Origin of the sequence: Streptomyces sp. NPDC096012 (assembly GCF_040426375.1) — a bacterium.
GTDB lineage: Bacteria > Actinomycetota > Actinomycetes > Streptomycetales > Streptomycetaceae > Streptomyces.
This window is the reverse complement of record NZ_JBEOTD010000014.1, coordinates 93971-113612: the sequence shown is the minus strand read 5'-3', so window position 1 is coordinate 113612 and position 19642 is coordinate 93971. Positions and strand designations below refer to the sequence as shown.

Annotated in this window: 14 protein-coding genes; 11 read left to right on the top strand and 3 right to left on the bottom strand. The window is 71.5% G+C overall.

What is annotated here, in order from left to right; genetic code table 11:
• Nucleotides 1–8 precede the first annotated feature (8 nt).
• Both ABVB68_RS16580 and ABVB68_RS16575 read left to right on the top strand, forming a co-directional pair.
• Nucleotides 9–1079, top strand: coding sequence for an Rv2578c family radical SAM protein (locus ABVB68_RS16580; RefSeq protein ID WP_353601784.1), 1071 nt, complete (start codon nt 9–11; stop codon nt 1077–1079).
• A gap of 135 nt (nt 1080–1214) precedes the next feature.
• Nucleotides 1215–2849: an alpha/beta hydrolase gene (locus ABVB68_RS16575; protein ID WP_353601783.1), complete on the top strand. Its 1635-nt coding sequence runs from the start codon at nt 1215–1217 to the stop codon at nt 2847–2849.
• 173 nt (nt 2850–3022) lie between these two features.
• Here ABVB68_RS16575 and ABVB68_RS16570 read toward each other — a convergent pair whose 3' ends face one another.
• The gene (locus tag ABVB68_RS16570; protein ID WP_353601782.1) at nt 3023–3607 is read right to left on the bottom strand and encodes an adenylosuccinate lyase; all 585 of its coding nucleotides are present in this window, start codon (nt 3605–3607) and stop codon (nt 3023–3025) included.
• Nucleotides 3608–3983: 376 nt separating this feature from the next.
• Between ABVB68_RS16570 and ABVB68_RS16565 the strand changes: the two genes are divergently transcribed.
• The 9 genes from ABVB68_RS16565 (at nt 3984) to pssA (ending at nt 14920) form a co-directional block, all read left to right on the top strand.
• On the top strand, nt 3984–5798 hold the full coding sequence (locus ABVB68_RS16565) for a 3-hydroxyacyl-CoA dehydrogenase family protein (RefSeq protein WP_353601781.1): 1815 nt from the start codon (nt 3984–3986) through the stop codon (nt 5796–5798).
• A 136-nt stretch (nt 5799–5934) separates the two neighbouring features.
• On the top strand, nt 5935–6756 hold the full coding sequence (locus ABVB68_RS16560) for a TetR family transcriptional regulator (RefSeq protein ID WP_353601780.1): 822 nt from the start codon (nt 5935–5937) through the stop codon (nt 6754–6756).
• A 430-nt stretch (nt 6757–7186) separates the two neighbouring features.
• Complete coding sequence (gene ccrA, locus ABVB68_RS16555; protein WP_353601843.1) at nt 7187–8524, top strand: crotonyl-CoA carboxylase/reductase; 1338 nt, start codon at nt 7187–7189, stop codon at nt 8522–8524.
• A gap of 18 nt (nt 8525–8542) precedes the next feature.
• Nucleotides 8543–10570 (top strand): ethylmalonyl-CoA mutase, encoded by a 2028-nt coding sequence (locus tag ABVB68_RS16550; RefSeq protein ID WP_353601779.1) that lies wholly within the window; start codon nt 8543–8545, stop codon nt 10568–10570.
• Nucleotides 10567–11529 carry an HpcH/HpaI aldolase/citrate lyase family protein gene (locus tag ABVB68_RS16545; RefSeq protein WP_353601778.1) on the top strand — a complete coding sequence of 321 codons (963 nt, stop codon included), beginning with the start codon at nt 10567–10569 and terminating at the stop codon, nt 11527–11529. The genes ABVB68_RS16550 and ABVB68_RS16545 overlap by 4 nt, the downstream gene beginning before the upstream one ends.
• 5 nt (nt 11530–11534) lie before the next feature.
• Complete coding sequence (locus tag ABVB68_RS16540; RefSeq protein ID WP_353601777.1) at nt 11535–12047, top strand: MaoC family dehydratase; 513 nt, start codon at nt 11535–11537, stop codon at nt 12045–12047.
• Nucleotides 12048–12049: 2 nt separating this feature from the next.
• Complete coding sequence (locus ABVB68_RS16535; protein ID WP_353601776.1) at nt 12050–13255, top strand: acyl-CoA dehydrogenase family protein; 1206 nt, start codon at nt 12050–12052, stop codon at nt 13253–13255.
• A gap of 170 nt (nt 13256–13425) precedes the next feature.
• Entirely contained in the window at nt 13426–14082 is a 657-nt protein-coding gene (locus ABVB68_RS16530; protein ID WP_353601775.1) for a phosphatidylserine decarboxylase, read from the top strand.
• Nucleotides 14083–14104: 22 nt separating this feature from the next.
• Complete coding sequence (pssA, locus tag ABVB68_RS16525; RefSeq protein ID WP_353601842.1) at nt 14105–14920, top strand: CDP-diacylglycerol--serine O-phosphatidyltransferase; 816 nt, start codon at nt 14105–14107, stop codon at nt 14918–14920.
• A gap of 63 nt (nt 14921–14983) precedes the next feature.
• Here pssA and ABVB68_RS16520 read toward each other — a convergent pair whose 3' ends face one another.
• Together ABVB68_RS16520 and ABVB68_RS16515 are read right to left on the bottom strand one after the other, a co-directional pair.
• Complete coding sequence (locus ABVB68_RS16520; RefSeq protein WP_353601774.1) at nt 14984–16159, bottom strand: tetratricopeptide repeat protein; 1176 nt, start codon at nt 16157–16159, stop codon at nt 14984–14986.
• A 50-nt stretch (nt 16160–16209) separates the two neighbouring features.
• A complete protein-coding gene (locus ABVB68_RS16515) occupies nt 16210–19557 on the bottom strand; it encodes a CHAT domain-containing tetratricopeptide repeat protein (RefSeq protein WP_353601773.1) in 3348 nt (1115 codons plus the stop codon).
• Nucleotides 19558–19642: the final 85 nt, after the last annotated feature.

Sequence of the window (19642 nt, the reverse complement as noted above, 5' to 3'; positions counted from 1 at the left end):
GAGGCGTCATGCGCTGGGAGAACCTCACCGTCGAGTCCGGGGAGCCCGGTGAGCCCGGTGAGCCCACCGAGCACGGCCGGGCCGCCGAGCCCGCGCTGTTCGGCGCGGACGCCGTCACCATCCGCACCTTCGACACCCCGGAGTTCCGCGGGATCACCTTCCACGAGGTCCGGGCGCGCTCGGTGCTGAACCGGGTACCGGGCGCCTCACGCATGCCGTTCGAGTGGACGGTCAACCCCTACCGGGGCTGCTCGCACGCGTGCGTGTACTGCTTCGCCAGGAAGACGCACAGCTATCTGGACCTGGACACCGGCATCGGCTTCGACAGCCAGATCGTGGTCAAGGTCAACGCGCCGGAGGTGCTGCGCCGCCAGCTGGCCTCGCGCCGCTGGCGGGGCGACCACGTGGCGATGGGCACCAACGTCGACTGCTACCAGCGCGCGGAGGGCCGCTACCGGCTGATGCCGGGCATCATCTCCGCCCTCACCGACCACGCGAACCCGTTCTCGATCCTCACCAAGGGCACCCTGATCCTCAGGGACCTGGAGTTGCTGACCCGGGCGGCGGAGGTGACGGACATCGGCGTCTCGGTCTCCGTGGGCTTCCTCGACACCGCGCTGTGGCGCACGGTGGAGCCCGGCACCCCGGCCCCCGAGCGCCGGCTGGACGTCGTCCGCACCCTCGCGGAGCACGGCATCGGCTGCGGGGTGCTGATGGCGCCGGTGATCCCCTTCCTGAGTGACGACGCGGCCCAACTGCGGGCCACCGTGCGGGCGATCGCGGCGGCCGGCGCCACCTCCGTCACCCCTCTGGTGCTGCATCTGCGGCCCGGTGCCCGGGAGTGGTTCATGGCCTGGCTGGGCCGGCACCATCCGCACCTGGTGCGCCGCTACGAGCGGCTGTACGCGGAGGGCTCCTACGCGCCCAAGTGGTACCAGCGCCGGATCACCCGTCAGGTGCACGAGCTGGCCGGGGAGTACGGCATCGGGCCCACGCGCGCGGCCGCGGCCCGCCGGATCCGCCCGGCGCGGCCGGAAGCGGAGTCCGCGTCCGAGCCGGTCCAACTCACCCTCATCTGAGAGCGTCCGAGGGCATCGCGCGGCCCATCCGGGTCAAGTATCGCCTCAACGGGTTCTCCGGGGCCCGTTCCCGGAACGATGCGGCGAGAGCCGTGATCCTCGCGGTTCGTCGCAACCTCCGTCCCGGGAGGACCCATGAGAAGACGCGCAGCCGTGCTCTGCGCGGCCGCGGCCGTGCTGGCGGGTTCGGCCACGGCCGTCCCCGCGCGAGCGGCCCGCCCGGCCTCGCCTGCACCTGCGGCCCCGGCCGCACTCGCGATGCCGGCGGCTCCCACCGCGGGGCCCGCTCCGGCCGCTCCGGCGGCAGCCGTCGCCTGGAAGGAGTGCGGCACGAGCGACTACCCGGCGCTCCAGTGCGCCTCCCTGCGGGTGCCCCTCGACCACGCGAAGCCGGCCGGCCGGCAGATCACGCTCGCCCTGTCCCGCGTCCCGCACACCGCGCGGACGTTCCAGGGCCCGCTCCTGGTCAATCCCGGGGGCCCCGGCGGCAGCGGGCTGACACTGGCCGGGTTCGTCGCGTCGGCGCTGCCGAGGAGTGTGGCCGCCCAGTACGACGTCATCGGCTTCGACCCGCGCGGGGTCGGCCGGAGCACCCCGGCGCTGGACTGCGTGCCCGGCCACTTCCGCCCGGTGCGCCCGGACAGCCTGCCGGCCACGCCCGCGCTGGAGCGGGCGAACCTCGACCGGGCGAAGTCCTTCGCCGCCGCCTGCGGCCGCAAGTACGCCGATCTGCTGCCCTACATCGACACCGTCAGCGCCGCCGAGGACATGGACTCCGTCCGGCAGGCCCTCGGCGCCCGGACGATCAGCTACCTCGGCTACTCCTACGGCACCTATCTCGGCGCCGTCTACGCCAAGCTGCACCCGGACCGGGTCCGCCGCCTGGTGCTGGACTCGATCGTCGACCCGACCGGCGTCTGGTACGGGGACAACCTGGGCCAGGACCACGCCTTCGACGACCGCCACCGCGCCCTGATGGCCTGGATCGCCAGGTACGACGCCACCTACGGGCTCGGCCGCGACCCCGCGAAGGTGGAGGCCGAGTGGTACGCGATGCGGGCGGCTCTGGCGAGAAGGCCGGCCGGCGGCAAGGTCGGCGCCTCCGAACTGGAGGACACCTTCATGCCGGGCGGCTACTACAACGGCTACTGGCCCTACCTCGCCGAGGCGTTCGCGGCCTACGTCCACCACCAGGACACCGGGCCGCTCGTGAAGGCGTACGAGAACTTCGGCGCCGTGGACGCCTCGGGCGACAACGGCTACAGCGTCTACACCGCCGTGCAGTGCCGTGACGCCTCCTGGCACCGCTCCTGGAACCACTGGAGCACGGACACCTGGGCGGTGTACGGCAAGGCGCCCTTCATGAGCTGGAACAACACCTGGTACAACGCGCCCTGCGCGTTCTGGCCGACCGGCACGCTGAAGCCGGTGGACGTCACCAACGGCAAGCTGCCGCCGGCGCTGCTCTTCCAGGCGACCGACGACGCCGCCACCCCCTATCAGGGCGGTGTGACGGTCCACCGGCTGCTGGCCGGCTCCAGCCTGGTGGTCGAGGAGGGCGGCGGCAACCACGGCATCACGCTGAGCGGCAACGCCTGCCTGGACCGGCATCTCTCGGCGTATCTGACCGACGGCACGGTGCCGCACGGCGGCGGGACGGCCGACGCGGTCTGCGCGAAGTCACCCGACCCGGCGCCCCTGAAGACCAAGACGGCCTCCGCCTCGTCCCGCAGCACCACCCTCCACGGCCTGCTCGCCTTCCACCCCTAGTGCTCCAGTGGGATGCCGTGCCCTGAGCTGGTAGCGGGGTCGCTCGGGGCGTGGTGGAAACGGTCGACGCGGAGGACGCGGTCGGGCGGCGGCGAAACGTGCCGGGCGGCAAGCCGACTGTGCCAGGGTCCGGGCATGACGCACATCGGCGGATCCCGGGGCTTGCCCCGGCGTCACCTCGCCTCGCGGTCCTGCGGTATCCGGGCCAGGGCGTGTACGGCCGCCTCCGCGAGGGCCGGGTGGGCGAGGGCCTCGTTCAGTACCCGGCGGGCGCGGGGGTCGCCGAGTGCGCCCAGGCCCTCCACACAGGCGAGGGCGACCCGCCGGAAGGGGTCGTGCGGGCGCAGCCGCCGCTCCAGGGTGGTGATCAGCGCGGGTACGGACTCCGGGGCGCGCAGGGCGACGAGCAGCCGGACCGGGTGCAGGGCGTAGGCGACGCGCAGTTCGTTGGTGGCGAGCGCGGCGGCCGCCCGGGCCGTGCGCGGGTCGCCGAGCCGGGCCAGGGCGTGGGCGGCGGAGGCGCAGCGCGGTGGGTCGCGGTGGTTGAGCAGCAGCACCAGGGACTCGAAGGCGCGCCGGTCCCCCGCGAGTCCGAGGCGGAACGCGGCCAGTTCCCTCGCCCACAGCGGCTGTCCGGGCGCGGTGAGGACGTCCGCCAGCCGTCCGAGGTCCCCGGTGTCCAGCAGCCGCTGGAAGGCCGCCGAGCCGCGCGCCTCCTGCCGTAAGCGTTCCGTGAGCGATCGCAACTCTTCGTCCACGCGCACCAGCGTAGAGGGGTCGTGCCGAAGGAGGGAGCCACATCACAAAGTCGGAGGGCTGGCGCGCTCGTTACCCACCGGTTAAGCTCATTCGAGCGAGTTACCTCTCGCACTTCCGCTGGCGACGGTCTGGTGACGCGGCCGTCGCGGGCGTTGTCGGTTCGGTGCACCGTGTGCACCGCAGTACGGCCCGGCTTCGGGACAGAGCCGGCCGGAGATCCGCCACTTCCCGGGCGTGTGCGCGCCCACGGGACCGGCGGTACCGGGCGTGTGCGCTTGCAGCCCGGCACACCCGCACTCCTTCATCGCTCCGTGGTGCGCCCTCCCGGCGCACCCGGCGCGCTCCTCGTCGTCACCCTCATTCTGGAGTCCCGCGATGGCCACTCCCCTGTCCCCTCAGTCCGCCACCCCGCTGTCCCCGCTCAGGACGATCGCCGTCGTCGGCCTCGGCACCATGGGCACCGGCATCACCGAGGTCCTCGCGAAGGCCGGCCGCGAGGTGATCGGCATCGACATCAGCGAGGCCCAGGCCGCGAGGTCCCTCGCCGCCCTGGAGGCCTCCACCGCCCGCGCCGTGGCGCGCGGCCGGCTCACCGAGGCGGAGCGCGCCGGCACGCTGGCCCGGGTCCGCACCTCCGGCGACCTGCACGCGGCGGCCGACGCCGATCTCGTCATCGAGGTGGTCCCGGAGTCGTACGAGATCAAGCAGCAGATCTTCCGGGAACTGGACGGCATCGTGCGCCCGGACACGATCCTCGCGACCGGCACCAACGCGCTGTCCGTGACCCGGCTGGCCGCCGACTCGGCACGGCCCGAGCGCGTGCTCGGCCTGCACTTCTTCAACCCGGCGCCGGCCATGAAGCTGGTCGAGGTCGTCTCGTGCGTGCTGACCGCGCCGCAGGCCGTCGCCGCGGTCACGGACCTGGCGATCGAGCTGGGCAAGGAACCGGTCGCGGTCGGCGACCGCCCCGGCTTCGTCGCGGACGGGCTGCTCTTCGGCTACCTCAACCAGGCCGCCGCGATGTACGAGGCCAGGTACGCCTCCCGCGAGGACATCGACGCGGCGATGCGGCTCGGCTGCGGCCTGCCGATGGGCCCGCTGGCCCTGCTGGACCTGATCGGCATCGACACCGCGCGTACGGTCCTGGAGGCCATGTACGCCGAGTCCCGCGACCGGCTGCACGCCCCCGCCCCGATCCTGAAGCAGCTCAGCGAGGCGGGCCTGACCGGCCGCAAGTCCGGGCGCGGCTTCTACTCCTACGAGGCGCCCGGCAGCGCCACGGTCGTCCCGGACGCGCTGACCCCGGCTCCGGGCGGCGCGCTCGGCACCGGCCGCGAGGTCCGCTCGGTCGGTGTCGCGGGCTCCGGCACCATGGCCTCCGGGATCGCGGAGGTGTTCGCGAAGGCCGGTTACGAGGTCGTCCTGGCCGCCCGGAGCGAGGAGAAGGCGCAGGCCGCCAAGGCCCGGATCGGCAAGTCCCTGGCGCGCTCGGTCGACAAGGGCCGGCTGACCGCCGAGGCCGCCGCGCAGATCCTGGACCGGGTCGCCCCGGCCGGGTCGTACGAAGCCTTCGCCGACGTGGACCTGGCCGTCGAGGCGGTCGCCGAGGACCTGGAGGTCAAGCGTCAGCTGTTCCAGGCGCTGGACAAGGTCTGCAAGCCCGGTGCGGTCCTGGCCACCACCACGTCCTCGCTGCCCGTCGTCGCCTGCGCCCGCGCCACCTCGCGGCCGCAGGACGTGATCGGCATGCACTTCTTCAACCCGGCGCCGGCCATGAAGCTGGTCGAGGTGGTCCGCACGGTGCTGACCGCGGACGACGTCCACTCGACGGTCCGCGAGGTCTGCGCCAAGATCAAGAAGCACCCCGTCGACTGCGGGGACCGCGCGGGGTTCATCGTCAACGCGCTGCTGTTCCCCTACCTCAACAACGCGATCAAGATGGTGCAGGAGCACTACGCGTCGCTCGACGACATCGACGCGGCGATGAGGCTGGGCGGCGGCTACCCGATGGGCCCCTTCGAGCTGCTGGACGTCGTCGGCCTGGACGTCTCGCTGGCCATCGAGAAGGTGCTGCACCGCGAGTTCCGCGACCCGGGCCTCGCCCCGGCACCGCTGCTGGAGCACCTGGTGGCCGCGGGCTGCCTCGGCCGCAAGACCGGCCGCGGCTTCCGCGAGTATGCCCGCCGCTGACGGCGCCGGCGACTGGTCGGACCCGGAGACGGACTGGGGCGGACTGCTCGACCCGGCCGGAGGACCCCCGCCCGTGACGGGCGGGGGGAACCCCGGGCCTGCGCATCAGGCTGGGCACATGCAGTACTTTCGGGTCATGTCCCAGCCCGCCAAGTCCTCACGTACACCAGCTACGCCCGACGCGCCGGAGAGTGCCGCCGGCAGCCGCGCCGCCGCCCAGCGGCTCAAGATGCGCCGAGAACTGGCCGCCGCAGCCATGGAGCTGTTCGCGACGAAGGGCTACGAGGCGACCACCGTCGACGAGATCGCGGCCGCGGCCGGTGTCGCCCGGCGCACCTTCTTCCGGCACTTCCGCTCCAAGGAAGAGGCGATCTTCCCGGACCACGACGACACGCTGATCCGCGCCGAGGCGGTCCTCAACGCCGCCCCCGCACATGAGCACCCGCTCGACACGGTGTGCCGCGGCATCAAGGAAGTCATGAGGATGTACGCGGCCCGGCCGGAGATCTCGGTCGCCCGCTACAAGCTCACGCGGGAGGTGCCCACGCTGCGCGAGGCCGAGATCGCCTCGGTGGCCCGCTACGAGCGCCTGTTCACCCGCTATCTGCTCGGCCACTTCGACGAGCACGCGCACGCCGACGACGCCAACGACGACCCGCTGCTCGCCGAGGTCGCCGCCTCCGCCGTCGTCACCGCCCACAACCACGTGCTCAGGCGCTGGCTGCGGGCGGGCGGCCAGGGGGACGTCGAGGCCCAGCTGGACCACGCCTTCGCCATCGTGCGCAAGACCTTCGGGTCGGGCATCGGGGCGGGGCGCGGCCCGGCCGGGCGGCCGGCGTCCGGCCACGCCCCGGCGACGGTCTCCCCGCACGGTGAGGTGCTGGTGACGGTGGCCCGTACCGACGCGCCCCTGGCAGAGGTCATGCGGACGATCGAGGAGGCGCTGAAGGAGCGCTGACAGCTCCCCGCGCTCATGAGGACGGCCACCCTTCGGGGTGGCCGTTTTGCCATGCCGGGACCCGTTTTCGAGTGGATTTCGAGCCCCGTTCGATCGATCATCGCTCATTTGTTACGTAAAGATTTCATCTGAGAGCAAGTTCTGGCACTCAGTGCCTTGTCACCTGACACGCGGTGTCATACGTTGAAGGGAGTCCGGGCGGCCGGCGCGCAGCGACCGATCGCGCGTCGGCTGTCCCAGCAAGCCGATGGCCTGCCCGCCCGGACGCCTGCGTCACAGGCAACCTCTCGCGCCACAAAGCGCTGCCGAAGCACCACCGAGCCGAACCGACGGCACACCCCGAAACCCTCAGCAGCACTCATCGCAGCACCGACGAATCCACAGGCGCCCCTCCCTCAGGGCGCTCACCGCCGGAGGCAACACCGTGACCGTGAAGGACATCCTGGACGCGATCCAGTCGAAGGACGCCACGTCCGCCGACTTCGCCGCTCTGCCGCTCCCCGACTCGTACCGCGCGATCACCGTGCACAAGGACGAGACGGAGATGTTCGCGGGCCTCGAGACCCGCGACAAGGACCCGCGCAAGTCGATCCACCTCGACGACGTCCCCGTGCCCGAACTGGGACCGGGCGAAGCCCTGGTGGCCGTCATGGCCTCCTCGGTGAACTACAACTCGGTGTGGACCTCGATCTTCGAGCCGCTGTCCACGTTCGGGTTCCTGGAGCGCTACGGCCGCACCAACGAGCTGGCCAAGCGCCACGACCTGCCGTACCACATCATCGGTTCCGACCTCGCCGGCGTCGTCCTGCGCACCGGCCCGGGCGTCAACGCGTGGAAGCCCGGTGACGAGGTCGTGGCCCACTGCCTCTCCGTCGAGCTGGAGTCCTCGGACGGCCACAACGACACGATGCTCGACCCCGAGCAGCGCATCTGGGGCTTCGAGACCAACTTCGGCGGCCTCGCCGAGATCGCGCTGGTGAAGTCCAACCAGCTGATGCCGAAGCCGGACCACCTGAGCTGGGAGGAGGCCGCGGCCCCGGGCCTGGTGAACTCCACCGCCTACCGCCAGCTCGTCTCCCGCAACGGCGCCGGCATGAAGCAGGGCGACAACGTCCTGATCTGGGGCGCGAGCGGCGGCCTCGGCTCGTACGCCACCCAGTTCGCCCTCGCCGGCGGCGCCAACCCGATCTGCGTCGTCTCCAGCGATCAGAAGGCCGGGATCTGCCGCTCCATGGGCGCCGAGGCGATCATCGACCGCAACGCCGAGGGCTACAAGTTCTGGAAGGACGAGAACACCCAGGACCCGAAGGAGTGGAAGCGCTTCGGCAAGCGCATCCGTGAGCTCACCGGCGGCGAGGACATCGACATCGTCTTCGAGCACCCCGGCCGCGAGACCTTCGGCGCCTCCGTGTTCGTCACCCGCAAGGGCGGGACCATCACCACCTGCGCCTCGACCTCGGGCTACATGCACGAGTACGACAACCGCTACCTGTGGATGTCGCTCAAGCGGATCATCGGCTCCCACTTCGCCAACTACCGCGAGGCCTGGGAGGCCAACCGCCTCATCGCCAAGGGCAAGATCCACCCGACCCTGTCGAAGGTCTACTCCCTGGAGGAGACCGGCCAGGCGACGTACGACGTCCACCGCAACCTGCACCAGGGCAAGGTCGGCGTGCTGTGCCTGGCGCCCGAGGAGGGCCTGGGCGTGCGCGACCAGGAGATGCGCGCCCAGCACATCGACGCCATCAACCGCTTCCGCAACATCTGAGGACACCCGAGGTCATAGATGACTGAGCGTCAGAAGGACCGGCCGTGGCTCATGCGCACGTATGCCGGTCACTCCACGGCCGAGGCGTCCAACGAGCTGTACCGGCGCAACCTCGCCAAGGGCCAGACCGGTCTGTCGGTGGCGTTCGACCTGCCGACACAGACCGGCTACGACTCCGACCACATCCTCGCCCGCGGCGAGGTGGGCCGGGTCGGCGTGCCCGTCGCGCACCTCGGTGACATGCGCCGGCTGTTCCAGGACATCCCCCTGGACCAGATGAACACCTCGATGACGATCAATGCCACGGCCATGTGGCTGCTGGCGCTCTACCAGGTCGTCGCCGAGGAGCAGGGCGTGGACGTCACCCAGCTCCAGGGCACGACCCAGAACGACATCGTCAAGGAGTACCTGTCCCGCGGCACGCACGTCTTCCCGCCGGGCCCGTCGCTCCGCCTGACGACGGACATGATCGCGTACACGGTCTCCCACATCCCGAAGTGGAACCCGATCAACATCTGCAGCTACCACCTGCAGGAGGCCGGGGCCACGCCGGTGCAGGAGATCGCGTACGCGATGTCCACCGCGATCGCCGTCCTGGACGCCGTGCGCGACTCCGGCCAGGTGCCCCAGGAGCGCATGGGCGACGTGGTCGCGCGGATCTCCTTCTTCGTGAACGCGGGCGTCCGCTTCATCGAGGAGATGTGCAAGATGCGGGCGTTCGGCCGCATCTGGGACAAGGTCACCCGCGAGCGGTACGGCATCGAGAACCCCAAGCAGCGCCGCTTCCGCTACGGCGTCCAGGTCAACTCCCTCGGCCTGACCGAGGCGCAGCCGGAGAACAACGTCCAGCGGATCGTGCTCGAGATGCTGGCCGTGACCCTGTCGAAGGACGCACGCGCGCGTGCCGTGCAGCTGCCCGCCTGGAACGAGGCCCTCGGCCTGCCCCGCCCCTGGGACCAGCAGTGGTCGCTGCGCATCCAGCAGGTCCTCGCCTACGAGAGCGACCTGCTGGAGTACGAGGACATCTTCGAGGGCTCGCACGTCATCGAGGCGAAGGTGGACGCCCTCGTGGCGGAGTCCCTCGCGGAGATGGACCGCATCCAGGAGATGGGCGGCGCGATGGCCGCCGTGGAGTCCGGCTACCTCAAGTCGCAGCTGGTCGCCTCGCACGCCGAGCGCCGGGCCCGGATCGAGTCCGGCCAGGAGAAGATCATCGGCGTCAACGCCTTCGAGGGCACCGAGCCGAACCCGCTCACCGCCGATCTGGACACCGCGATCCAGACGGTCGACCCGGCGGTCGAGGCCCGCGTCATCGAGTCCCTGGGGCGCTGGCGGGACACCCGCTACCAGCCGCCCTTCAACCACCCGCGCCCCTGCAAGGCGCTGGAGCGGCTGAAGGAGGCGGCCAAGGGCACCGCGAACCTCATGGAGGCCACCCTGGAGTGCGCCCGCGCCGGGGTCACGACCGGCGAGTGGGCGGGGGCCCTGCGCGAGGTGTTCGGCGAGTACCGGGCGCCCACCGGGGTGTCCTCCGCGCCGGTGGCCGTCGCCGCCGAGGCCGGCTCGGCGCTCGCCGAGGTCCGCGCCAAGGTGGCCGCCACCGCGCGCGACATGGGCGTCGGCAAACTCCGCTTCCTGGTCGGCAAGCCGGGCCTCGACGGGCACTCCAACGGCGCCGAGCAGATCGCCGTCCGCGCGCGCGACGCCGGCTTCGAGGTGGTCTACCAGGGCATCAGGCTCACCCCCGAGCAGATCGTGGACGCGGCCCTGGCCGAGGACGTGCACGCGGTCGGCCTGTCGATCCTCTCCGGTTCGCACGCCCAGCTGGTCCCGGACGTACTCCAGCGGCTGCGTGTGGCCGGTGCCACAGATATACCGGTGATCGCAGGTGGCATCATCCCGAACGGTGACGCCGAACAGCTCAGGGCCGCCGGTGTGGCCGCGGTGTTCACCCCGAAGGACTTCGACATCACCGGGATCATCGGCCGCATCGTCGACGAGATCCGGAAAGCGAACAAGCTCGACCCCCTGGAGGTCCCCGCATGACGACCGTCAACCGCCTTCGCCCGCGCCGCTCCTGTCTGGCGGTCCCGGGAAGCAACCCGCGCTTCCTGGAGAAGGCGCAGGGCCTCCCGGCGGACCAGGTCTTCCTCGACCTGGAGGACGCGTGCGCGCCGCTCGCCAAGCCCGAGGCGCGGCACACCATCGTCAAGTTCCTCAACGAGGGCGACTGGACCGGCAAGACGCGCGTCGTGCGGGTCAACGACTGGACGACCGAATGGACGTACCGCGACGTCGTCACGGTCGTCGAGGGCGCCGGCCAGAACCTCGACTGCATCATGCTGCCGAAGGTGCAGAACGCCCAGCAGATCGTGGCGCTGGACCTGCTGCTCACCCAGATCGAGAAGACCATGGGCTTCGAGGTCGGCCGGATCGGCATCGAGGCGCAGATCGAGAACGCGCAGGGCCTGAACAACGTCAACGAGATCGCGCAGGCCTCCCCGCGCACCGAGACGATCATCTTCGGCCCGGCCGACTTCATGGCCTCCATCAACATGAAGTCGCTCGTCGTGGGCGAGCAGCCGCCCGGCTACCCGGCGGACGCCTACCACTACATCCTGATGAAGATCCTGATGGCCGCCCGCGCCAACGACCTCCAGGCGATCGACGGCCCCTACCTGCAGATCCGCAACGTGGACGGCTACCGCGAGGTGGCCGGGCGCGCCGCGGCCCTCGGCTTCGACGGCAAGTGGGTGCTGCACCCGGGCCAGGTCGAGGCGTCCAACGAGATCTTCTCGCCCTCGCAGGAGGACTACGACCACGCCGAGCTGATCCTGGACGCGTACGACTACTACACCTCCGAGGCGGGCGGCAAGAAGGGCTCCGCCATGCTCGGCGACGAGATGATCGACGAGGCCAGCCGCAAGATGGCCCTGGTCATCGCGGGCAAGGGGCGCGCCGCCGGCATGCGGCGCACCGGCAAGTTCGAGATCCCGGAGGCCTGAGCGCGATGCAGTTCGGACGCACGTACGAGGAGTTCGAGGTCGGGGCGACGTACAAGCACTGGCCGGGAAAGACGGTCACGGAGTACGACGATCACCTGTTCTGCCTGCTCACCATGAACCACCACCCGCTCCACATGGACGCCAACTACGCGGAGAGCACCACGGACTTCGGGAAGAACGTCGTGGTCGGGAACTACGTCTACTCGCTGCTGCTCGGCATGTCCGTCCCGGACGTCTCCGGCAAGGCGATCGCCAACCTGGAGATCGAGTCGCTCAGGCACGTGGCGCCGACCTTCCACGGCGACACGATCTACGGGCAGACCACCGTCCTCGACAAGTGGCCGTCGAAGTCGAAGAACGACCGCGGGATCGTCCACGTCGAGACCAAGGGCTACAAGCAGGACGGCACCCTGGTGTGCGTCTTCCGCCGCAAGGTCATGGTGCCCACCGAGACCTACATCAAGGAGCGCGGCGGCGAGCAGCCGGGCCGCCCGGAGCTCAAGGAGCAGGAGAAGTAGCCATGGCCCGTCTCGCCCAGACCGCCGGTCTGACCGACGTCCAGCAGGAGATCCTCTCCACCGTCCGCGACTTCGTGGACAAGGAGATCATCCCGGTCGCCACCGAGCTGGAGCACCGTGACGAGTATCCGCAAGCGATCGTCGACGGCCTCAAGGAGCTCGGCCTGTTCGGCCTGATGATTCCCGAGGAGTACGGCGGCCTGGGCGAGTCCCTCCTGACGTACGCGCTGTGCGTCGAGGAGATCGCCCGGGGCTGGATGTCGGTGTCCGGCATCATCAACACGCACTTCATCGTGGCGTACATGCTCAAGCAGCACGGCACGCAGGAGCAGAAGGACCACTTCCTGCCCCGGATGGCGGCCGGCGACATCCGCGGCGCCTTCTCGATGTCGGAGCCGGCCCTGGGCTCCGACGTGTCGGCGATCACCTCCAAGGCGGTGAAGGACGGCGACGAGTACGTCCTGAACGGCCAGAAGATGTGGCTGACGAACGGCGGCACGTCCTCGCTCGTGGCCGTTCTGGTCCGAAGTGACGAAGGACACCCCGAGGGCACGGCCCCGCACAAGTCGATGACGACCTTCCTGGTGGAGAAGGAGCCCGGGTTCGGCGAGGTGCGTCCCGGCCTCACCATCCCCGGCAAGATCGACAAGATGGGCTACAAGGGCGTCGACACGACCGAGTTGATCATGGACGGCCTGCGCGTTCCGGCCGATCGGGTGCTCGGCGGCGTCACCGGCCGAGGTTTTTACCAAATGATGGACGGCGTCGAGGTCGGCCGCGTCAACGTGGCGGCGCGTGGCTGCGGTGTCGCTCAGCGTGCCTTCGAGCTGGGTGTCCGGTACGCCCAGCAGCGGCACACTTTCGGCAAGGCGATCGCCCAGCACCAGGCCATCCAGTTCAAGCTGGCCGACATGGCCACCAAGGTCGAGGCCGCGCATGCCATGATGGTGAACGCGGCACGCAAAAAGGACTCCGGGGAACGAAACGACCTCGAGGCAGGGATGGCGAAGTACCTCGCCTCCGAGTACTGCAAGGAGGTCGTGGAGGATGCCTTCCGGATCCACGGCGGGTACGGCTTCTCCAAGGAGTACGAGATCGAGCGCCTCTACCGGGAGGCGCCGATGCTGCTCATCGGCGAAGGCACCGCCGAGATCCAGAAAATGATCATCGGGCGCAGGTTGCTCGAAGAGTATCGATTCCAGGGCTGATTGTCCGGATACGGGGTGTTTTCGTCGAGAAGAAGATCACACCCCGTAGACCCTCTTCGGCCGCCGACTCGACTGACTGGCTTGCCCAGTTGTGGCCTGCGACCGGTACGATCCCGGGAAAGCCGCCGTCCCCCGTCACCGCGCGGCATCATCCGCTACGAAGGTCATCCATGCCCCACAGCCAAACCTCTGCACACCGCGACAGCCTGGTAGGCGCACGCCTCGCGCGCGGAGCATCGCCGTGGCTTCTCCCGACCGTCGCCACCGCAGCCCTCAGCCTGGTCCGCGCCCGCCGCTCGGGCGCAGCCAAGGCCGTCGCCGTGCCCGCCACCGCGCTCGCGGCGGGCATGCTGTGGTTCTTCCGCGACCCGGAGCGCGAGGTCGCCACGGGCCGCGTCATCTCCCCCGCCGACGGTGTGGTGCAGAGCATCATGCCGTGGAAGGACGGCCGCACCCGCGTCGCCATCTTCATGAGCCCGCTCAACGTCCACGTCAACCGCGCGCCCCTCGCGGGCACGGTGACGTCGGTCGAGCACATCCCCGGCGGCTTTGTTCCAGCTTTCAACAAGGAGAGCGAGAACAACGAGCGCGTAGTCTGGCATTTCGACACCGAACTCGGCGACATCGAGATGATCCAGATCGCCGGCGCGGTGGCCCGCCGCATCGTGCCCTACATCCCCGAGGGCACGAAGGTCGAGCAGGGCGACCGCATCGGTCTGATCCGCTTCGGCTCGCGTGTCGACCTCTACCTGCCCGCGGGCGTGGAGGTCGCGGTCGAGGTCGGCCAGAAGACCGTGGCTGGGGTGACTCGCATTGACCGTGATTGATCCGGAGACCCAGGCGGGCTGGGTGCCTGAGGCCGACGAGGCGGACGACGAAGAGGAGATGCCTCTTTCTCTCCGCCTCTCGATAGCGGACACCCTCACCCTGGGTAACGCCACGTGCGGCTTCATGGCGGTGTACTTCACCACCACCGGCATCCTGATCCCGCACCTCACCGGCAGCCAGGAATCCGGCATGGCCCGCCACAGCGCGGCCACGGCGGTCATCCTGATGCTCTGCGCGGCGGTCTTCGACCTGTTCGACGGCCTGGTGGCCCGCAAGCTGCGCTCCTCCCCCATGGGCGCGGAGCTGGACAACCTGTCCGACCTGATCAGCTTCGGGCTGGCACCGGCGTACTTCGTCCTCGTCTACGGCATGGTCGCGGACGACGCGCACCAGAGAGTGGCGGCGCTCGGGGCGATCGTGGTGCTCCTGGCCGTCGTCCTGCGGCTGGCGCGCTTCTCCTGCGTGACCGTGAAGGACGGCACGTTCCAGGGCATGCCCTCGCCGTTCGGCGCGCTGACGGTCGTCTCGATCGTGCTGCTGGAGCTGCCCTTCGTGGCGACGCTGCTGGCGATCCTCGGCACGGCGTGGCTGATGGTCAGCCGGGTGGAGTACCCGAAGCCGCGGGGCCGCCTCGCCGGCGCGATGCTCTCCTGGATCGTGCTGTCCATGGGCCTGCTCGCGGCATGGGCCTTCGACGCCCCCAGCGGGCAGCTGCTGCTCCAGACGGGCTGCGCCCTGCAGCTGGTCATGGGCGCGGTGATCCCGCTGTTCGCCACGGCCCGCCGGGTGAACAACTTCCGCGACAACCGTCGCGAGGCACGCGCGCAGGTGCCGTAGCCGCAGGCCGGCAGCGAGAGGGCCCTGGACCGGGTTGGTCCGGGGCCCTTCGTCCGTGCGCCGCTAAGCCGGGTTGTCGCGCAGCCAGTCGAGGCGCTCGGTGGCCGAGCGGACCAGGGGGTGGCCGGGGCCGAACACCCGGCGGTAGCCGTCGAGACAGCCCCGCAGCAGCTGAGCCGCCTCCTGCCGTTGCCCGGCGTCGATCAGCACGTTCGCCAGGTTGTCCCGGGCCTTGAGGGTGCGGGGGTGGGCATCGCCGTGCAGCCGGACGGTGCCGGCCTCGACCTCGCGCAGCACGACCGCGGCGTCCGCGTAGCGGCCTCTGGCGTGCAGCACGGCGGCGAGGTTGTTGCGGACCGAGAGGGTGCCCGCGTGATCCCGGCCGTTGGCACGCTCGTATTCGGCCAGGACCGTGCGCAGCACCCTTTGCGCCTCCTTCAGGCGGCCGAGCCGGCACAGCGCCGCACCGAGGTTGGCCCGTGCCTCGAGCAGGGCGTGGTCGTCGCGTTCGCCGCGCCGCTCCAGCCGGCCGGTAAGCTCCCGCAGTTCCCGTTCCGCCTCCTCCCAGCGGCCCGCCTTGATGAGGGAGATCGCGTGGCCGTTGGCGGCGTCCAGCGTCTCGGAGTGGTCCGGTCCGAGCGCGCGCCTGCGGCGTTCCAGGACGTCCCGGCGCAGCGCGGTGGCCTCCGGCACGCGCTGCAGCGTCTCCAGCACCTCGGCGAGGCGGACAGCGCTGACGAGCGTGTCCGGATGGTCACGGCCGAGCAGCCCGGCTCGGCTGTCCCACACGCTTCGCCACACCTCCTCCGCCTTGGCGGGCTCTCCCGTCGCCTGGAGCAGCTCGGCCAGGTCGGCGGCGGTCGTGAGGGTGTCCTCGTGCACGTAACCGAGCACCCGCGACTGCACCAGCATCAGATTCGTCAGCCGTTCACGGGCCTCCTCACGGCGCCCCTTCACCTGCGCGAGCACCCGGGCGTAGTCGCGGAAGGCGGCCAGCGTCTCGGGGTGCTCCGGCCCGAGACGCCGCAGTACGGCGTTGGCCTTCATGCCGAAGTGCTGATCGGCGGGGATGGGAACCCGGGCGATCTCCTCCTCGGTCCCGTCCGGGCCCGTCAGCGTGGCGACCCACTCGGCCGCCGGCGGAAACTCCGGCTCCGCCCCGCTTCCGGGGTCGGGGTCGGGGTCGGGGTCGGGTGGATCGTCGGGCGCCCTCGAACCGCCGCGCCACCAGCGAGCCATGTCGGATCAGCTCCTTTCCCGTTCGTTTTCCGTCGGATGCCGGTATGTCGTCAGGGCCCGGAGTGCACATGGGCGGCCCACAGGCTGGGGGTGCGCGGGAAGGCGGCGCGGCACTCCCGTACGGCGTGGTGCAGCGCGATGGCGCTCCGCGCGGTGTCGAGGCCCGCGGGGTCGGCGTGGCCGCCGTCGCGCAGGTGGCCGTACAGACTCCTGGTCACGCGCACCGCCACCGCGTCGTGTACCGGCCAGAGGGTGCCGATCGCGTGGGGGTATCCGGCGACCTGGAACGCCGAGGTGATGTGGATGGACTCGTCCGCGAGCCGTTCGGCGCCCCGGGCGGTCTCACAGGCCGACAGGACCGCGAGCCTGGCCCGCGGCAGGTCCAGCCGGGAGATCCGGCGGACCGTCAACGGCTCCCGCTGGTGGTCGTGGACGAGCAGGCGGGCGTTCGACGGGTCGTCCGGATCGCTCACCCCGTGGCAGGCGAAGTGTGCGTAGGGGTGCTCGGGCAGCGCCCGCACCACCCGCGCGAGCGTCGCGTCGGAGCCGGTGATCAGCTCGAACGGGAGCAGCTTCGCCAGTTCCGCGACCTCCCGCCGGGCGCCGCCGAGCGGCCGGGCGCCGGGTGTGTCGGGCTGCGCCACCGCCAGCAGCCGGCCCGGCGGCGCGGGCCCCGCCGCCCGGGCCCGGGCGTACGCCAGCGTGCGCACGGTCGGCGTGTAGGAGGAGATCACCCGGTCCAGGACGGTGCGCTGTCCGTCGTGGTGGCCGGCCGCGTGCAGCGGCAGCGCGGCGAGCGCGCCGCCCGGCGACCACCACAGCCGGGGCCAGTCGTCCCCGGACGGCGCGTCGAGCAGGCCGAGCCGGGCGAGCACACGTTCGGCGATGTGGTCCCACGCCCAGCCCAGCACCTCGCCGAGGGTGTGCTGGGCCTGCCGTTCCCTCACCGGGTCGGTGGCCGCCGCCAGCGCGTCGTCCAACCGGGCCACCTGGTGTTCCAGCGTCGCCGGTGTGACCTCGGGCAGCGGCACCACCCCTACCCCGTCCGGCCGCAGGACCAGCGCGTCGCTGCGGTACACGCTGCAGTACGCGAGCACCACCGGCCCGCGACCGGCGCAGGCCAGCAGGCTGCCGAGCGTCGGTGCGGCGAGGAAGTCGGCGAAGCCGGGCAGGGCGCGGATCCGGGTGACGAGCCGTTCCCACTCGGCGGCCAGCCGGTGTCGCTCGTCGGCCGGCAGCTTCCCCTCCAGCGCCGCACCCGCCTCCCCCTCCCCTGCCTCCTTCGCGTCCAGTGCGTCGATGCGGTCCCGCAGGCGAAGGAAGAGTTCGGCCGGTTCCGGGTGCGCTGCGCGCAGCCGTTCCCACTCGCCGCGCGCGGAGACGGCCTGCCACAGCAGCACCCCGCGGCCGTGCTCCAGCAGCTGAACGGCCAGTTCCGGCTCCCCGGCGTTGACGGCACAGGCCGCGGCCTCGGCGGCCAGCCCGTGGACCCGGGTGAGCCGGTGCTCCTGGTCGCCGCGCGCCAGCCGCCGCGTGACGCTGAACGGCAGCAGCTCCACCGCGGTCCGGTATCCCCGCAGCGCCTCGTCCCAGCGGCCCGCGTCGGCCGCGGCCGCGCCCCAGTCGCGGGCCGCCGCGATCCGGCGGTCGGCCGGGAGGGCACCGATCGCGGCCACCTGCCGGTAGGCGTCCTCGGCCGCCAGCAGCACGCCCGGATCCCCGGCGGCCTCGTGCAGCGTGCGCAGGGCGCTCGCGTACGTCAGCAGAAGGTTCGCCTGCTCGGCCTCCCCGCCGGAACGGGCCCACACCGCCCGGCCGAGCGTGGTCACCGCCTGATCCAGCCCGGCCGGATCCTCCATGGCCGTCGCCCTGTCGAGCAGCGCCTTGCCGAGGTTGTGCAGCAGTACGGGCAGTTTCGGGTCCCCGTACGCCGTGGCGTCGGCGGCCCGCGTCAACAGCGAGATCGCCTCCTCCCGGTCAGCGGGGTCACCGATGGCCGCGTGCCGCTTGGACAGTGCGTTGGCGAGGTGGTTCGCCCGGCCGGTCCACTGCGGGCCGTCCTGCGGGGTGCGCGCCAGTACGTCGCGGGCGACGTCGACGGCCTCGGCCGCCGCCGAGGCGTCCCCGGTCCGGTCGTACCAGGTCTGGAGTACCACTCCCAGGTTGGCCAGATGAGCCGTGGAATCCGGCGCCGCGCCGCCGGATTCCACGGCTCGCCGGGCCAGGTCGGCGGCCTCGCGCAGGGCGGCCAGGTCGCCGGTCTGGTGGTAGCGCTCGCGCAGCGCGAGCGCGAGGTTCGCCACCGGGCCGTCGGCCTGCCCGGGCCCGCTGCGGGCCACTGCTTCCCGCAGCACCTCGACGGTCTCGTCCAGCAGGGCCGCGTCCCCGGTCTGCTCGCCGAGCCGGTGCAGGGCGTTTCCCAGGCTGTTCAACCTCAGCGCCCGGAGCGGGCCGGCCGGGGGCGTGTGCCGGACCGCCGCGCGCAGCAGGTCCACCGACTCACGCAGCATCGCCGTACCGCCGCCGTGCTCGCCGGCCAGCCGCAGCGCCACTCCCAGCCCCGTCAGCGCCTGCAGCCGTTCCGGGGCGTCCGGTCGCCCCGGGGCCTCCGTCAGGGCCGTCCGGGTGACGCGGAGCATCTCGTCGACGGCCGTCTCGTCGGGCGAGACGCCCACCCAGGTCCGCAGCGCCGTTCCGAGGCCGTCCAGCACGATGGCGCGGTGCGCCACCCCGGGCGGACTCTCCGCCAGCGCCGCGCGCCGTAACTCCAGCCCCTCACGCAGCGCCCTCGGATCCTGCGTCAGGCCGAAGGAGTGCTCCCTGACGGCCGCGAGAGCGTGCAGGATCGCCGCGCGCGCCTCGTGGCCGGGGGCCGTGTGGCTCAGCGCACGGCGATAGACGCGTTCCGCCTCCGCGAGGTCACCCGGATCGCCCGTCTCCTCGAACCGGTCCGTGAGCAGCCGGCCGAGGTAGTCCAGCGCCATCAGCCGGTTGTGGCTCCGTTCCACCGGGACGGCCGCCGCCCGCCGCAGCGCGTCGATCGCCCGGTCCCGGTCCTCCGCACGCCGCTCGTCGTCGAAACGGCTGCGCAGCGCCACCCCGAGGAAGAGCAGATCCTGCTCCGCCGCCTCCTCGGTCGCCGCCTCGCCGGCCAGCGTGATCAGCTCGTCCCGGTCGCGGTCGTCGTGGTACGCGTCCCACCGGAACCACAGGCCCACACGCAGGTTCGCCGAGCACTCGCGGCTGCCGCGCTCGTCCAGCGCCTCCCGCAAGGCGGCCCGGAACCACTCGACCGCCTGGTCCAGGTCCCCGCGGTCGCCCGTGCGGCGGAACCGTCGCATCCACGCGTCGGCCGCCTCCGTCGGATCCGGCGGAGTGGCTCCGTCCCCGTACGACATGACCGGCCCCCGTATGCCGTGATGACCCTCCACGGTATCCAACTGCCCACGGAAGCATGGTCGTTATGCTGATATGCACAGGGGA

Excerpts from the sequence above, each read along its gene's own strand:
- ABVB68_RS16580 (WP_353601784.1), top strand. The coding sequence starts at position 9 with ATGCGCTGGGAGAACCTCACCGTCGAGTCCGGGGAGCCCGGTGAGCCC.
- ABVB68_RS16515 (WP_353601773.1), bottom strand. The coding sequence starts at position 19,557 with ATGTCGTACGGGGACGGAGCCACTCCGCCGGATCCGACGGAGGCGGCC.
- ABVB68_RS16545 (WP_353601778.1), top strand. The coding sequence starts at position 10,567 with ATGACGACCGTCAACCGCCTTCGCCCGCGCCGCTCCTGTCTGGCGGTC.
- ABVB68_RS16535 (WP_353601776.1), top strand. The coding sequence starts at position 12,050 with ATGGCCCGTCTCGCCCAGACCGCCGGTCTGACCGACGTCCAGCAGGAG.
- ABVB68_RS16565 (WP_353601781.1), top strand. The coding sequence starts at position 3,984 with ATGGCCACTCCCCTGTCCCCTCAGTCCGCCACCCCGCTGTCCCCGCTC.
- ABVB68_RS16520 (WP_353601774.1), bottom strand. The coding sequence starts at position 16,159 with ATGGCTCGCTGGTGGCGCGGCGGTTCGAGGGCGCCCGACGATCCACCC.
- ABVB68_RS16575 (WP_353601783.1), top strand. The coding sequence starts at position 1,215 with ATGAGAAGACGCGCAGCCGTGCTCTGCGCGGCCGCGGCCGTGCTGGCG.
- ABVB68_RS16530 (WP_353601775.1), top strand. The coding sequence starts at position 13,426 with ATGCCCCACAGCCAAACCTCTGCACACCGCGACAGCCTGGTAGGCGCA.
- ABVB68_RS16560 (WP_353601780.1), top strand. The coding sequence starts at position 5,935 with ATGTCCCAGCCCGCCAAGTCCTCACGTACACCAGCTACGCCCGACGCG.
- ABVB68_RS16540 (WP_353601777.1), top strand. The coding sequence starts at position 11,535 with ATGCAGTTCGGACGCACGTACGAGGAGTTCGAGGTCGGGGCGACGTAC.
- ABVB68_RS16550 (WP_353601779.1), top strand. The coding sequence starts at position 8,543 with ATGACTGAGCGTCAGAAGGACCGGCCGTGGCTCATGCGCACGTATGCC.